The sequence below is a fragment of the Aureimonas ureilytica genome, from assembly GCF_001475935.1.
GTDB classification, from domain to species: domain Bacteria; phylum Pseudomonadota; class Alphaproteobacteria; order Rhizobiales; family Rhizobiaceae; genus Aureimonas; species Aureimonas ureilytica_A.
Genome location: NZ_LDQA01000021.1, coordinates 25,342 through 40,852 on the forward strand (window position 1 = coordinate 25,342; position 15,511 = coordinate 40,852).

At 66.4% G+C, this 15,511-nt stretch carries 12 protein-coding genes; 8 read left to right on the plus strand and 4 right to left on the minus strand.

The window, feature by feature from the left end; all coding sequences use genetic code 11:
* Positions 1 to 7: 7 nt before the first annotated feature.
* Entirely contained in the window at positions 8 to 1,471 is a 1,464-nt protein-coding gene (locus NS365_RS08960; protein WP_058599945.1) for a UDP-glucose dehydrogenase family protein, read from the minus strand.
* The gene (locus tag NS365_RS08965) at positions 1,468 to 2,562 is read right to left on the minus strand and encodes a UDP-glucuronic acid decarboxylase family protein (protein ID WP_058599946.1); all 1,095 of its coding nucleotides are present in this window, start codon (positions 2,560 to 2,562) and stop codon (positions 1,468 to 1,470) included. Before NS365_RS08965 ends, NS365_RS08960 begins: the two co-directional genes overlap by 4 nt.
* A 61-nt stretch (positions 2,563 to 2,623) precedes the next feature.
* Between NS365_RS08965 and NS365_RS24065 the strand changes: the two genes are divergently transcribed.
* Positions 2,624 to 3,001, plus strand: coding sequence for a hypothetical protein (locus tag NS365_RS24065; protein ID WP_153003708.1), 378 nt, complete (start codon positions 2,624 to 2,626; stop codon positions 2,999 to 3,001).
* A 221-nt stretch (positions 3,002 to 3,222) separates the two neighbouring features.
* Positions 3,223 to 3,909, plus strand: a complete 687-nt coding sequence (locus NS365_RS08970) for a LuxR C-terminal-related transcriptional regulator (RefSeq protein ID WP_193753418.1) — start codon at positions 3,223 to 3,225, stop codon at positions 3,907 to 3,909.
* A 90-nt stretch (positions 3,910 to 3,999) separates the two neighbouring features.
* Here the strand turns inward: NS365_RS08970 and NS365_RS08975 are convergent, their stop codons facing one another.
* A complete protein-coding gene (locus NS365_RS08975) occupies positions 4,000 to 4,593 on the minus strand; it encodes a hypothetical protein (RefSeq protein WP_058599948.1) in 594 nt (197 codons plus the stop codon).
* Between the two features lie 402 nt (positions 4,594 to 4,995).
* On the opposite strand from NS365_RS08975, the gene NS365_RS08980 reads away from it, so the two are divergent.
* The 4 genes from NS365_RS08980 (at position 4,996) to NS365_RS08995 (ending at position 11,933) form a co-directional block, all read left to right on the plus strand.
* Positions 4,996 to 6,072 (plus strand): hypothetical protein, encoded by a 1,077-nt coding sequence (locus NS365_RS08980; RefSeq protein WP_058599949.1) that lies wholly within the window; start codon positions 4,996 to 4,998, stop codon positions 6,070 to 6,072.
* Positions 6,073 to 6,212: 140 nt separating this feature from the next.
* Positions 6,213 to 8,168, plus strand: a complete 1,956-nt coding sequence (locus tag NS365_RS08985) for a hypothetical protein (RefSeq protein WP_058599950.1) — start codon at positions 6,213 to 6,215, stop codon at positions 8,166 to 8,168.
* Between the two features lie 532 nt (positions 8,169 to 8,700).
* Positions 8,701 to 10,584 (plus strand): type I secretion system permease/ATPase, encoded by a 1,884-nt coding sequence (locus NS365_RS08990; RefSeq protein ID WP_058600074.1) that lies wholly within the window; start codon positions 8,701 to 8,703, stop codon positions 10,582 to 10,584.
* Positions 10,581 to 11,933 (plus strand): HlyD family type I secretion periplasmic adaptor subunit, encoded by a 1,353-nt coding sequence (locus NS365_RS08995; RefSeq protein ID WP_058599951.1) that lies wholly within the window; start codon positions 10,581 to 10,583, stop codon positions 11,931 to 11,933. Before NS365_RS08990 ends, NS365_RS08995 begins: the two co-directional genes overlap by 4 nt.
* A 6-nt stretch (positions 11,934 to 11,939) precedes the next feature.
* Here NS365_RS08995 and NS365_RS09000 read toward each other — a convergent pair whose 3' ends face one another.
* Positions 11,940 to 12,491, minus strand: a complete 552-nt coding sequence (locus NS365_RS09000; protein ID WP_058599952.1) for a hypothetical protein — start codon at positions 12,489 to 12,491, stop codon at positions 11,940 to 11,942.
* A gap of 492 nt (positions 12,492 to 12,983) precedes the next feature.
* Between NS365_RS09000 and NS365_RS09005 the strand changes: the two genes are divergently transcribed.
* Both NS365_RS09005 and xylA read left to right on the plus strand, forming a co-directional pair.
* Positions 12,984 to 14,057 carry a LacI family DNA-binding transcriptional regulator gene (locus tag NS365_RS09005; RefSeq protein WP_058599953.1) on the plus strand — a complete coding sequence of 358 codons (1,074 nt, stop codon included), beginning with the start codon at positions 12,984 to 12,986 and terminating at the stop codon, positions 14,055 to 14,057.
* Positions 14,058 to 14,151: 94 nt separating this feature from the next.
* Entirely contained in the window at positions 14,152 to 15,474 is a 1,323-nt protein-coding gene (gene xylA / locus NS365_RS09010) for a xylose isomerase (RefSeq protein ID WP_058599954.1), read from the plus strand.
* The last annotated feature ends 37 nt before the right edge of the window (positions 15,475 to 15,511 follow it).

The following is a 15,511-nucleotide window of genomic DNA, read 5'->3' on the forward strand; positions in this document are numbered from 1 at the left end:
CCTCGCGTCAGGTGGCGTGGCCGTTGAGGCCGGTCTTGGCCGCCTTCGCCGCCGCGACGAGCTCCAGCGGCGGCAGGTCGGCCGGCGACAGCGCCGGCATGGCCTCGCTCGGCCGCACCGCCGGGACGGGCGGCAAGGGTACGGGGAGAGGCGCGGGCATGGCCAGCTTTTCGCGCCGCCCGATGCCGAAGGCGCGCAGGCCGGCGGCGCGAAGGCGCTCGGGCGAGAGCATGTTGCGCAGGTCCACGAATACGTCGCCGCGCATCGAGGCCTTGACGCGGGCGAGGTCGAGCGCGGCGAATTCCGGCCAGTCGGTCAGAAGCAGGGCCGCGTCCGCCCCGTCCAGGCACTCGTAGGCGCTTCGCGTATAGTCCGCCTCCGGCAGGAGCGAGCGGGCATGGGCCATGCCTTCTGGATCGAAGATGCGCAGCCTTGCCCCCGCCGCCCGAAGCGCGGCGAGAATCGGCAGCGAAGGGGCCTGGCGCATGTCGTCCGTGCCCGCCTTGAAGGTGACGCCGAGCACGGCGATCGTTCGCCCGTGCGCTTCGCCGAGCGCGCGGATGACGCGCCGGCCCATGGCCCGCTTGCGCCCCTCGTTGGCCGCCACCGTGCTTTCCACGAGGCGCAACTGGACGCCATGCCCTTGGGCGGCGGCGAGCAGGGCCTCCGTGTCCTTGGGAAAGCACGAGCCGCCATAGCCCGGCCCCGGCCGCAGGAAGGCGGCCCCGATGCGCCGGTCCAGCCCCATGCCGAGCGAGACTTCCTCGACATCGGCATCCGCCGCCTCGCAGAGATCGGCGATCTCGTTGATGAAGGCGATCTTGGCGGCCAGAAAAGCGTTGGCGGCATATTTGATCATCTCCGCCGAGGCGCGCTCGGTGAAGACGAGAGGCGCGCCCCGCTCCGTCAGCGGGCGGTAGATATCGGCCAGGAGACGGCGCGCCGGTTTGGCGCTTGTGCCCACCACGATCCGATCCGGCGCGCGGAAATCGGCCAGCGCCGAGCCCTCGCGCAGGAATTCGGGATTGGACACGACATCGAAGGCGATGCCGGGTCTGACATCGCGCAGGATACGCTCCACCGCCTCGCCCGTGCCGACCGGGACGGTGGACTTCACGATCACGGCGAGCGGGCGCACCGCCGCGCGGCCGATCGCCTCGGCCACGGCATGGACGGCCGACAGATCGGCCGAATGGTCGATCGCCGAGGGCGGCGTGCCGACAGCGACGAAGACGGCGCGCACGCGCCGGTCGAGCGGCAGCGCGCCCGACGCAAAGCTCAGGCGCCCCGCCGCGACCTCGCTCTTGACCAACTCTTCGAGCCCCGGCTCGAAGATCGGCATCTCGCCGCGCTGGAGACGGGCGATCTTGCCCGCATCCGTGTCATAGCAGGTGATGTCGTGGCCGAGTTCGGCGAGGCACGCGCCGGTGACGAGGCCGACATAGCCGGTTCCGATGACGACGATCCTCATGACACCAGCACTCCCTCGGCTTGCGGGCGGGCCGCTTGAGGGCGGGCCGCCGTAGCGAGGAAGCCTGGCAGGAGGCGCATTGGCGGCTCGGCCGCGATACGGCCGGCGAAATAGTCGATCGTGCGGGTCAACCCCGCGCGCAGCGAAACCTTGGGCTCCCAGTTCAGAAGGGCCCTCGCCTTGGCGATGTCGGGCCTGCGGCGGCGCGGATCGTCCACCGGAAGCGGGCGGCGCACGATGCGCGAGCGCGAGCCGGTGAGGTCCACCACCAGCTCGGCCAGTTCGTCCATCCGTGTTTCCACCGGATTGCCGAGATTGACCGGGCCGGATGGATCGCCGTCCAGCGCCATCAGCGCGAGGAAGCCGGCGATCAGATCGTCGGCATAGCAGAAAGAGCGCGTCTGCGATCCGTCGCCATAGACGGTGATGTCCTCGCCGCGCAGCGCCTGCACCACGAAGTTGGAGACGACGCGCCCGTCGTCCGGGTGCATGAAGGGGCCGTAGGTGTTGAAGATGCGCGCCATGCGCAGCTCCAGCCCGGCGCGTGCGCAGCCATCGGTGAACACGGCTTCGGCGAAGCGCTTGCCCTCGTCGTAGCAGGCGCGGGGGCCGACCGGATTCACATGGCCGGCATAGGTTTCGGGCTGGGGGTGGATGTCCGGGTCGCCGTAGACCTCCGAGGTCGAGGCGTGGAAAATCCGCGCCCCATCCTCGGCCGCGCGCTCCAGAACGCGCCGCGCCCCGTCCGCGCAGATGAAGAGCGTGCGTACGGGGTCGCGCTGGTAATGCGGCGGGGAGGCCGGGCAGGCGAGGTTCCAAATCTCGTCGAAGCGCGGCAGGCCGGCCGGGAAGGGCTCGACCACGTCATGCTCGATGAGGGTGAGGCGATTTGTCGCCACGAGCGGGCGCAGGTTCTCCCGGCTGCCCGTGGCGTAATTGTCGAGGGACACGACATGGTGCCCGCGTGCGAGCAGGGCTTCGCACAGATGCGTGCCGAGAAATCCGGCGCCGCCTGTCACGGCGACGACTTTGCCGGAAGATGATCGCGGCAAGGAACGAGCCGGGCGAGCCGGCCGATGCTGAATTTTCATGATGAACCGCCGACGTTTCGAGGAAGGATTGTCGGGATATTCCCGACATGAACTCCAATGAATGCCGATTCTGGGATATGGAATCAGAGAAAAGGCAGTCGAACGCCGCAATCGTCTTCCGATTACTTACACAGCCGATGGAGGGGTGCAAGCCTCGCACAAGGCCAGCGATTCGCAGTCCACCAACAGAAGTCTGTTGACGGCGCTTTCAGCGCGGCCTGTTGTAACCTCCGGTTTATCGCGTTGCGAAGCGCAGGACGACGGCGAGACCATCGACACGAGCCGGATCCTTCTCTTCGAGATTGTGTCTGGAGACCTGTCCCTGCCATTCCAACAATTGCCGCCGACGCAGTGGGCGGCCCTCAAAGGTCAGAGCGGCAAGCCGACGGGAAGTATTACCCTCGCAGGTCGTATCCTCGGAACTAACCCAAATGGGTGAGACATTCTGTGCGCTGCAAATGGAAAGCGATCAAGACTGTGGACCTGAACGCATATACACCCCGCATGGGCATTGAAGATGCTTGATTTTTCCGCAACGTAATATCTTTATGTAAGCAGTCTTCGGGCTTGTCCGAATATACGCTTTGGGAATGTAAGGTGGGGATTTTCCTGACGCAATAAAAACCCACGATCGGGGGTGTTATGTGTAACGTCTTACTGGTGACGGACGAGCCGTGTTTTGCCGCTGGTTTCGTGAGCGTGCTGGAGCGGCAGGACTTCGCCGAACTGCGGGTTGCAACCTGCGTGACCGACCTGTCCGAAGCCATGGAAACCGTGCGCGCCACGCAGGCGGATGTGGTGGCACTGGATGTCGCCATGGCGGGGTTCGACGCCGATGCGCTGGCGGCTTTCCATCGCGCCTTGAATGCGCGTTCAGGGCTTCTTGTTCTGGAACAGGCGCGCCAGCGCGAGTCGGTGGAGGCTGCCTTCTCGGCCGGGGCGCGGGGCTATATCCTGAAATCGGCGGGCGAGGCCGACCTGTTCGACGCCGTGCGCCGCGTGGCGCGGGGCGAAACCTATCTCGATCCGCGTCTGGTGCCCGTCATGATGGCGCCCCAGATCAACCGGAACGACCATGCCGCCGTTTTGACCCGACTCGACACGACCTGCGGACGCGTTTCGGCGCGCGAATTGTCGGTCCTGCGGCGCACGGCCTATGGCTACAGCGCCAAGGAGATCGCCAGGGATCTCGACATCAGCCAGAAGTCGGTCGAGACCTACAAGGCGCGCGCCATCGCCAAGCTCGGCCTCGCCTCTCGCTCCGACATCATCCGCTATGCCCATCGCGCCGGCTGGTTCAACTCGATCCTCGAGTTCGATGGCGGCGAGGAGCGCCGCCCCCACTGATACAAGAGGACGTGGGCTCGGCCACCGCAGCGATGATCGGGTCTTCGGCGCTTGAGGGAACCTCGCTTTCGAGGTTCCCTCAAGCGCTTGTCATGCGCCCGGCCGAGGCCCGCGCGCCTCCACCGTCCTGAGATGGGCTTCGAGGCCCGGCAGGAAGCGCCAGAGATCGCGGTTCAACTCGTTCATCGCCTGGATCTCATGGCGGATCGCCTCGATCCGCGCGCCGTCCATGGGCTTGGCCGCGCCGAAGCGCAGCCCCTTGGCCCGTTCCTCCAGTCGCATCGCATGGGTCTGCGTGATCTCGCCCGCCTCGTTCACCGTGAACATGGCGTGCAGGAGATCGTTGCGCAGGCGCGTGCCCGATTCGAACCGCGCCATCAGCCGCTTCAGCTCGCCCGACAGGGCGCGATCGGCGAGCTTCACGCGCGCCAGACGCTGCACCAGGTCCACCCGCGCCCGGCTGGTGTTCAGTGTGCCGAAGACGATCAGCGCCGAGGCGCGGTCGCATCGCAGAAGCAGCATGATGAAGTAAACCAGCAGGCTTTCGTTGTTGGACCAACTGTAGGACATCTGGCCGATCAGGGTGAAGACGTCGCCCCGCGCGGCCGTGGCGGCCGCGTCGCGCGCCGCCGTTTCGATCGCGTCGAAATCGGGCGTGGGCGGTAGTTGGCTGGTCGGCGACATGCCCGTCTCCTCGGATTTCTCAACGTTTGGGCCTCGTGTGAGGCAGCATCTCACCGCCTGCTCGGCCTGTCCTGACGGAAAACCCCCGACAGGGTGAAGGATTCTTCCCCGCAAGACAAAGCGACTGGCATCGGCAATGTTAACGAAGTCTTAACGAGCCCGGAAGGTTCGAAAGACCTCAGGGGAAACCAAGTAAACCCTCTGAAAGACAGCCTGAGCGGCGCTGAGCCGCACAGTCTATCTGTTGCGTCATCTTTCTACCGACGTCCCGGGTCGCCGCAATCGTATCGGGTCGGCGGGTCAGAAAGACCAAAGAAGACTTCTTCGAAAACACAAGGCCGGATGTCCGTCTCCCGCAGAAGAGGAGCGACGGCGGCCCTTTCATCTCAAAGGGAGATTACAATGAGCGTCGATCGCAACGCCACCGCTTTGGCCGGCTCCGTCGCGGAAGCCTATGTCAATTCGCCGAGCTTCGAGAACCAGGGCAACGACCAGTCGGCCGATGGCTCGAACGTCCATAGCGACCTGTCGGACAACAGCGTCACCGACTCCGGCAATGACAGCTCGAACAATTCGAACCAAGGCAACAACTACAGCGACAACTCGGATTCCAGCACGAACGACTCGGGCAACGACAACTCGACCAACCTCGATGTCGGCGGCGTGTCGGATGTCGCCAACGACAAGAGCACGAACGACTCGGGCAACGACAATTCCGACAACACGAACCAGAACAACGACTACAGCCAGGTCGCGGATTCCAACAACGACAACTCGACCAATCTGGATGTCGGCGGCGTGTCGGATGTCGCCAACGACAAGAGCACGAACGACTCGGGCAACGACAATTCCAACAACTCGAACCAGAACAATGATTCGAGCAACAGCAGCACCAACGACTCCTACAACGACAACAGCCATTACAGTTCGGATGCGAGCAACACCAACTCGCACAACGACAGCAGCCTGAACGTCTCGTTGCAGGACTCGCTGAACGACTACAGCACGTCGATCTCGGACTCGTTCAACTCCGACGACGACCTGATCGACGTAGCAGGCCTGTGCAACAAGCTCGACGGCATCATCGGAACGATCGGTGGCGACGCGCTGAACGCGGAAGGCGGGCAGGCGCTGCTCGGAGACGGCAACGTCTTCTCCATCCAGCAGATCGCGACGCTCAACGACGGCGACTGGCTCAACCAGCCGAGCACCAGCCTCCAGATGCAGGGCGGCAGCGGCGACTTCTCGATGAACGCATCCGATCTGCATGGTGGCACGGCCAATGCCAGCCATGACGGTTCGCTCTCGGCCGGCGCCAGCTCGACCCTCTCGGCCGGCAATAGCGCCGCGGCGGGCATTTCGGGCGGCCATTCGGCCCTCAACATGGACATCGCGATGGGCGCCAACGTCCAGTACACCAGCGTCGACATGGCCGTGGTCGGCGGTGACGCCGGCGGTGCCGACTTCGGCGACGCCTGACGCAGACCGGAGCGCCCGTCAAACCCTCACGGGCGCTCCGTTTCCTAGGCTCGCGTCGTCTCGCCGGTTGTCCCTGACAGGCCAGCGAGCGGCGTGAGCCTTTTCTTCTTCGAAATCATGGTTTCGACAGGAGCGGAGCGATGCTCATTCTCGAGGCCCAGGAGACCATCGCCCGCTTCATCGGGCTGTTCCGTGTCGATACGGTCGATCCCGGAATCCACGCCCGCCTGGCCACCGGCACGCCGCATCTCTCGCATGTCGCGCCTCGCTCGCATGGCGCGGAGGACCTCGACCCGCGAAGCGCCGGCCTGTCCTCCCACGCCTACGACCCGCATATCCGCCTCGCCAATGATCGGTTCGAGATCGAAGAGGCGGCGAGCCGGCGTCTCGCCCCACCCCATGTCGAGGTCACGCTCCACCCGCTGCATCCCGCCCTTGGCCACGGCCCCGCCCATGCCAGCCTGCCGGACAGCTCGATGGGCCTGGAGACGATGGGCGTGCGAAGTTTCGAGGCCGATATTCTCTATCGCCACGTCCCCTCGGACTCGCTCTTCGCCATTCAGGATCAGGTCGGCCTGATCGACGATCGCGACACGCTGATCCTCGATCCCGACGCCGACCCGCTCGCCGTGGTGGATCATGTCACCCAGCAGTTCGAGGCCATGCTGGACGCCGCCGCGAGCTTCCGCTCGCTTCCCGGCATTCCTCATACGCCCGCCGATCTGAAGGGGCTCCTTGTCACCAACGCGACGCAGGAGGGCACCGAGCCCTCCGCCGCCGGTGCGCCGACGGGCCATGAGGGCATCTTCATCAATGGCGAACGGGCCGACAGCGCTCCCGACATCGCCAAGCTCATTGAGGACACGCGCTCAGGCCCCGGCTTAAGCGGAGACCAGCCCCTGCTTCAGACGGGCGGCAACCTGTCGGCCAATCAGGCCGGGCTTCTCAATGTCGGGCATCTCGGCGCGGTCACGGTGGTGAAAGGCGACTGGACCGAGGTCAACTCCATCCGCCAACTCAACATCCATGCCGATCAAGACTCGGTCGAAGGTCTGGGCGAGGCGGTGAATGTCGCGATCGCCGACACGACGAAGAGCTACAATATCGCGAGCTTCGAGCGCATCGACGCCACGCCGAACGGCCGCCCCGCCTTCGACCCGCGCGACAGCCTGCCGGCGCATTACAAGGTGGATGTGATCGAGGGCAATCTGGAGATCGCCAATTTCCTGCGACAGGTGAAGCTGACCCTGGACGGCGATCAGGTCGTTCTCTCGGCGATGGAGTCCACCGTGCGCGCCACGACCGGCGGCAACGAGAGCTTCAACATCGCCTCCCTCTCCAAGCTGCTCGGCTCCTACGATCTCGTGATCGTCGGCGGCAGCGTCTACGAGGGCAACCTCATCCAGCAGATCAACATCCTGAACGACAGCGACCGGATCGTGTCCGATGCGGTCGGCACGGGCGGATCGCTCTCGACCTCGGGCAATCTTCTCGTCAACCACGCGTCCATCGTGAATGTCGGCGGCCTGTCCGACTTCACCGGCTTCTCGGCCGAGATGCGCGATCTCGTCTCGGCCTTCGAGAAGGGCCAAGGGCATGGCGACCCGAACCTCGGCGCCGATCTCGCCTTTCTGGCCGGGCGCAACATCAAGGTTCTCTACATCTCGGGCGACGTGATCGAGACCAACGTCATCTCGCAGATCAACATTCTGGACGATGCCGACACGGTGCGCATGGCCGACGGCACGCTGGCGCGCCTCGCCAATGTGCTGGCCCCCGAGGCGCAATGGACGGTGACGACGGGCGGCAACGCGCTCCTCAACGAGGCGAAGATCGTCGATCTCGACGATGCCGGCCATGTCCGCTTTCTCGGCGGCGAATATTACTCGGGCTCCATGCTGCTTCAGGCCGATCTCGTGGCGAGCGGCCCGGACATCCAGACCTTCGACACGGGCACGCTCGTGCCCGAACTGATCGCCTTCGTCTCCGACATTCAGGGCGACGGCGCCAACCACTTGTCCGACACGCTGTCCCATTCCGCTTCGAGCCTTGGCCATGACGCGCCGGCCGATGGCGTGGCGGGTATCCTGTCGTGAGAGCCTGTTTGGCAACTCGTCGGCTAAGGAGCGGCGAGGAATTTTTTGGCCCCGCGAGGCGCCAAACGCAGTCGATGCCGGCGGCATCGGCGAGGATTGGCAACGCAGTGGGGGCGGAAAAGGCCCGCCGGGCCGACCCGATCGAGTTGTCAAACAGGCTCCGCCGGCAGGACCAAAAAACAGAACCAGAAGAAGACGACATGAGGGGAAAGACGCCATGAACGAGGACAAGCCGGGCCCGCGCCTCAGCGACCCCGAACGGGACGCGCGCGAGCGGGACATCTTCGCCTCCATGCAGGCGGCCGTCAGCGCCCTGCGGGCCGAAGGGGAGGGGGCGGCAGCCCCTGCGACAGCAGCCCCTGCACCATCAGCACCCGAGCCCATGACGGCGACCGCGCCTGCCATGGCCCTCCGGCCGGCCGAGCCGCCGCCCCGCGCGCCCGCCGCCGCGCCTTCGATCGAGATGCAAATTCCCGAACGCGCGGCTCCACAAGCCGCCCCGATCCCTCAAGCCCCCATGCCGCAACCTGCCATGGCGCAAGCCGCCCCCGCGCCTCAGGCGAGCGTCGCCAACGAGCCCGGCCGCGTCGCTCCCTCGCTGCGCGGCACTGTGATTGAGGGCGAGGCGGGCGGCCCGCTTCTGCCGGAAGGGCGCGCGGCGGCCAACGACGCGGGCTCGCAGATCACCCGCAAGAGCCCGCAGGTGAATTTCCGCGTCGCGCTGGAGCAGACCAAGGCCCGCGTGCGGCGAAACCTCGCCTGGATTTTCGCCTTCACCATTCTCATCAACGTTCTCGTGCTGGCGGTGCCGATCTACCTCTTCCAGATCTCGGACCGCGTGCTCACCTCCCGCTCGCTCGACACGCTGGTCATGCTGACGCTGATCGTGGTCGGGGCCATTATCGGGCAGGTGGCGCTCGATCTCATCCGCCGCTCCATCCTGATGCGCACGGCGGTCGAGGTCGAAACGCGGCTCGGCTCGCCCATTCTTTCGGCGGCTTCGCGCTCGGCCCTGTCGGGCTCGGGTAAGGACTATCAGATCCTGGCCGACCTCCAGCATATCCGCGCCTTTCTGACGGGCTCGACGCTCTTGGCCATGCTGGACGCGCCGCTCGCCCCGCTTTTCATCGTCGCGGTCTGGCTGGTGCACCCGCATCTGGGCGCCATCGTCGTCACCTCGGTCGTGGTGCTTCTTACCGTCGCCTTCTTCAACAAGCGCGCGACGGCGATTCACTTCGCCGAGGCCAACGGCCACAATGCGCGCTCGAATCTGACGCTCGACGCGCTGTCGCGCAACGCGCAGATCATCAACGCGCTCGGCATGATCCCCGAGGCCGTGCGCCTTTGGGGCAAGGACAATGCCGCCTCGCTTCGCAGCCAGGTGGCCGCGCAGGATCGCAACGTCTTCTTCTCCTCCATTTCCAAGGCCCTGCGCCTCTTCGCGCAGGTCGGGATGCTCGGCTGGGGCGCCTATCTCTCGCTCGAAGGCCAGCTGACGGGCGGCATGGTGATCGCCTCCTCCATCATCGCCAGCCGCGCGCTGGCCCCGGTGGAAGGCACGATCGAGGGCTGGCGCTCCTATATCCAGTCCCGCGCCGCCTATGGGCGCATCTCGCAGCTTCTCCTCAATTCGCCGCTCAATGTGGAGCGCCTGCGCCTGCCCCGGCCGCAGGGGCGGCTCGACGTGGACCGCGTGCTCTATGTGCCGCCGCCCAACAAGAAGGTCATCCTCAACGGCATTTCCTTCTCGCTGAAGCCCGGCGAGGCGCTCGGCATCATCGGCTCGTCCGGCGCGGGCAAATCCACGATCGGGCGGATGCTGGTCGGCTCCATCATGCCGACGGCCGGCAATGTCCGGCTCGATCTGATGGACCTCAAGAACTGGGACCCGCGCCAGCTCGGCGAGAGCATCGGCTATCTCCCGCAGGACGTGCAGCTCTTCCCCGCCTCTATCAAGGTCAATATCGCGCGGATGCGCGAGGACGCGCTCGACGAAGACGTGTTCGAGGCGGCCATGCTGGCCGACATTCACGAACTCGTCGCCTCCTTTCCGCAGGGCTACGAGACGGTGATCGCCGCCGATGGCGCGCCGCTCTCGGGCGGGCAGAAGCAGCGCATCGGCTTGGCGCGCGCCTTTTTCGGCAACCCGCGCCTCGTGGTGCTGGACGAGCCCAATTCCAATCTCGACACGGACGGCGAAAAGGCGCTGGCGCTCGCCATGACGCGGGCGAAGGCCAATGGCACCACCGTCGTCGCCATCACGCAGCGCCATTCGCTCCTGCGCTGCGTCGATCGCATCATGGTCATGGACAAGGGCGCGATCTCGGCCATCGGCGAACGCAACCAGATCCTGGCGATGATCTCCGGTCAGACGGCCGGTGAAAGCAACGTTCCCGTGCAGAGGAGAGTCCCATGAGCTCCCGTCACGGCGCGATGCATTCGGGCGAGGCGATCGAGGAATGGTATGTCGGCGTGCCCCGCTCCATCCGGGGCATGGTGGTGGGCGGGCTCTGCCTGTCCGTGGTGATCTTTGGCGGTTTCGGTACCTGGGCGAGCACGGCCCCGCTCGCCGCCGCCGTGGTCTCGCACGGCACCTTCGTCGCCACCGGCAAGAACAAGCAGGTGCAGCATTTCGAGGGCGGCATCATCCGCGCCATTCTGGTGCAGGAGGGCGACCGGGTGGAAAAGGGCCAGCCGCTTGTTCTTCTGGACGAGACGGCTGCACGCACCAATGTGCGACGGCTCCTCCTGCGCCTCGCCAGCTACGAGGCGCGCGCCAGCCGGCTTCAGGCCATGATCTCGGGCCGCGAGACGCTCGACTTCGGCACGATCGAGGTAGACGAGGAAGACCGCAAGGAGGCCGACCGCATTTTCGAGGGGCAGCGAAACGTCTTCGCCGCCGCGCGCCGGGCGCTGGAGGGGCAGGTCGCCGTGCTCTCGCGCAATCAGGATTCCCTGCGCCGGCGCATGGAGGGCTCGCAGGCCCAGCGCCAGGCGGTGGAGCGACAAAGCGGGCTGATCCGGCAGGAACTCGCCGCCAAGACCATTCTCTTCAAGCAGGGGCTCTATCGCCGCTCCGATCTCTTCACGGTGGAGCGCGCGGCCGCCGAGGCCGAAGGCGCGCTCGGGCGTATCGAAGGCGAGCTGGGGGACATGCGCTCGCAGATCGCCCGGCTCGACGGGCAGATCGCGCAGGCGCGCCAGGAATATCAGCAGGGCGCGACGCAGGAGCTTCAGAGCGTCGAGGCCGATATGGACGACATGCGCGAGCAGCTTCTGGCCGCCCGCAGCGTGCTCGGCCGCACGGAGGTTCGCGCGCCCGTCTCCGGCACGCTCGTCAAGCTCAACTATCATACGGCCGGCGGCGTCGTGGAAAGCGGGCGGCAGATCGCCGAAATCCTGCCGCGCGACGAGAAGTTGATGATCGAGACGCTGGTGAATCCGACCGACATCAATGGCGTGCGCGCGGGCCAGCCGGCGGGCGTGCGCCTCACCAGCTTCAACCAGCGCACGACGCCCCAGATGCGCGGCCTCGTCACCTATGTTTCGGCCGACACGGTGCCCGACCCCCGGCCGGGCCGGGCGGGCGATGTCTATGTCGTGCGCGTCACCTTGGCCGAGCACGAGGTGGAGCGCGTGCCGGGCCTGCGCATCAGTCCGGGGATGCCGGCCGACATCTTCATCGAGACCTCGCACCGCACCTTCCTGAACTATCTCGTGAAGCCGGTGCAGGACAGCATGAACCGCGCCTTTCTGGAGCGGTAAACGGCCTCAGCCCCGCGCGTCGGCCGACGGCGCGCGGGCGGTCCAGAGACCGAAGCTCAGGAGATAGGCATAGGCGCCGAACTCCATCGTCTCCTCCATCTCCTGATGCATCCAATGCTCGGCGGCTTCGGCCAGACCCAGAAGCAGCGCGGCGATGCCGACCGGCCAGACCCAGGCGAGATTGCGCCAGTCGAGGAAGCTGCGCCAGCGCGGTTGCTTGAGGAGGGCAAGCATGCCAGCGCCCAGGAAGACCGCGCCCGCGAAGGGGAGCTTCATCGTGCGGTGCAGGCACAGGCCGCTGTCGTAGAAGGCGCTTTCGCAGGCCGGAATTTCCCGCTGCAAGGCCAGAAGCGAGAGCGCGGCCATGGAGACGCAGAACAACGCCCGCGCATCGCCCGCGCGCCGATAAGCTATCAGAAATACGCCCGCCGCCGCCACGAGAAGCCAGGCTTGCGCGCTTTCGATCGCGCCGTTCTCGGCGAAGAGGGACGAGGATAGCGCCAGAAGACCGCGGCCCAGAAGCGGGGACAGAAGGCCGATCAGGCAGGCGGAACTCAACCAGGGAAGCGGCGCGGGGCGAGGCGTTCCGGGCCATGAGGGCAGGACGCTTCGGGCAAGAGACATAAGCGGGCACTCTGATGCGATGCCGCGCCGAGACGATACGCCTCGACGTGATCCAGCGCACTTAGTATGTCAGCCTAACTATCTCGTCCAGACGCCGCTTCTTAGCCGGGAGACGTTTTGGGGAGCAGCGCCGTCCAAGGCACCTCTCTCGAAGGCGTCCGACTGCCGCCGAGTATTTCGGGCGGGCGAGCCCATGCTCGCTCTCCAACCTCGATCTTGCCCTCGCGCGATCATGCTCTCCGCCGCTTTGGAACCTCGGCTTCCTAACGCGAGGCCACGCGGAGCAGGGCCAACTCGCGGCTTTGTCGGCTGAGCCTGACGATCACGCCCTCGGCGCGCGGCAGCGAACGCAGACGCGCGAAACCCGGCGACTTTCACGCTCGCCCGTGCATATTGAGGCGCATCGGGGACGATGCGGGGGCGCAGATGAGCGAGGGGGAGGCCGTGGGCGATCCGGCCCGCGACGAGGAAGCGAGTCGGCAGGGCGCGCCGACCTTGAGCGATGTGGCGCGTGCCGCCGGCGTCAGCCTCGCCACGGCCGACCGTGTTCTCAATCGCCGGCCGGGCGTGCGCCTCGCCACCGTCGAGAAGGTCGAGGCGGCCATGGCGGCGCTGCGTTTCGAGCGCCATCCGGGCGCGGCTGCCCTGGCGCGGCGGGCGCGCTTTCGCGTGGCGGCGCTTCTGCCGCGCGGCGGCAATCCGTTCATCCGCTGCCTCCGGGAGGAGTTGGAGCGCGCCGCGCGCCGGCCCGCCAACCGCGCGCTGGCGCTGGAGCCGGCCGATGTCGATACGTTCGACGCCCATGGCTTTGCCGGCGAGATCGCCCGCGCCAGCCAAAGCCATGACGCGATCCTCGCCGTCGGCCTCGACGATCCGGCCGTGGGGGAGGCCATCGACGCGGCCACGGCGCGCGGCGTGCCGGTCGTCACGCTCGTTTCCGACGTGCCGGGTTCCAGCCGCGCGCGCTATGTCGGCATCGACAATCGCGCCGCCGGCCGCGTCGCCGCCGCGCTCACCGGGCGCTTCGCGGGGCCGGAGCCGCGCTCGGTCGCCGTTCTACTCGGCTCGCGTGCGCTGCGGGATCATCACGACCGGCTGGACGGGTTTCAGGAAACGCTCGCCGCCCGCTTTCCCGCACTGACCCTTTCGGCCGTCCTGGAAGGGCAGGACGACCCCGACGCGGTGCACGCCGCCATGCGCCGCTTCTTGGGCCGCTCGCCCCCGCCCGCCGCCGTCTATAGCGCCGGGGCGGGCAATGCGGGGCTGGTCGCGGCCCTGTCGGACTTCGACCTGCGCCCGCTCGTGATTGCCCATGAGCTGACGGCCGAAACCCGCCCCTTGATCGAAAGCGACGCGATCGACGCCTTGATCGTGCAGGACCCCGGCCACGAGGCGCGCTCGGCGCTGCGCGCGCTCTCGGCGGCCTTGACCGGCACGAGGCTGGACGAGGCGCAGGAGCGCATCCGCATCGAAATCCTGCTCAAGGACAATCTGCCCTGACCCACCCAAAGCGATTGCGCTCGCGCCCAGAACTGAGGTACGTAGCTCAGCCATGGGGCGCGGCCTTTTGCCGACGCCGGAGGTGAGGACCGCCATGACCCAGGGCAACGGTTTCTTCGGGCTTGATTCCAGCGTGCGTTTCGAAGGGGAGGGGAGCACCAATCCTCTGGCCTTCCGCTTCTACGACAAGAACCGTCAGGTGATGGGCCGGTCCATGGAAGACCAGCTCCGCTTCGCGATCTGCTACTGGCACTCCTTCACCTGGCCGGGCGGCGATCCGTTCGGCGGCGAGACCTTCAACCGCCCCTGGATGCGCCAGGGCGGCGATCCGCTGGCCAAAGCCAAGGAAAAGGCCGAGGTCGCCTTCGAGCTGTTCCGCATTCTCGACGCGCCCTTCTTCTCCTTCCATGACGTGGACGTGGCGCCCGAGGGCGAGACGCTGGCCGAGTCCATCAAGAATCTCAACGAGATCGCCGACATCTTCGAAGAGAAGATGAAGACGCATCGCACGCGCCTTCTCTGGGGCACGGCGAACCTCTTCTCGAACCGCCGCTACATGGCGGGCGCGGCGACGAACCCCGACCCGGATGTCTTCGCCTATGCCTGCGGTCAGGTGAAGGCGGCGATCGACGTCACGCATCGTCTGGGCGGCGAGAACTATGTCTGCTGGGGCGGGCGCGAAGGCTACGAGACGCTCCTCAACACCGACATGAAGCGCGAGTTGGACCAGCTCGGCCGCTTCCTCTCCATGCTGGTCGAGTACAAGCACAAGATCGGCTTCAAGGGCCCGATCCTGATCGAGCCCAAGCCCAAGGAGCCCTCGAAGCACCAGTACGATTTCGACACGGCGACCGTGTTCGGCTTCCTTCAGAAGTACGATCTCGTGAAGGACGTGAAGCTCAATCTGGAGCAGAACCACGCGATCCTGGCCGGCCATTCCTTCGACCACGAAGTGAAGCTCGCCTATGCCAACGATCTGTTCGGCTCGCTCGACATCAATCGCGGCGACGATCTCCTGGGCTGGGATACCGACCAGTTCGCGATGGACGTCAAGGAAATGACGCTCGTCTTCCATGAGATGCTGAAGCATGGCGGCTTCTCGACGGGCGGCCTCAACTTCGACGCCAAGATCCGCCGCCAGTCGATCGACCCGCAGGATCTCGTGATCGCGCATGTCGCCTCGATGGACGCCTGCGCCCGCGCGCTTCTGTCGGCCGAGCGGATGCTCACCGACGGCGCGCTGGAGAAGCCGCTGGCGGATCGCTATGCCGGCTGGGACAAGGCCGAGAACCAAGCGATCCTCGCCGGGCAGTCGAGCTTCGAGGCGGTGGCCGAGCGCGGCCTCGGCCTTCAGCCGCAGCCCCGTTCGGGCCGCCAGGAATATCTCGAAGGCGTGGTGAACCGCTACGTCTACTGATCCCGCCTTCGGGTGAGCGTACCGGGCCGGGCGGACT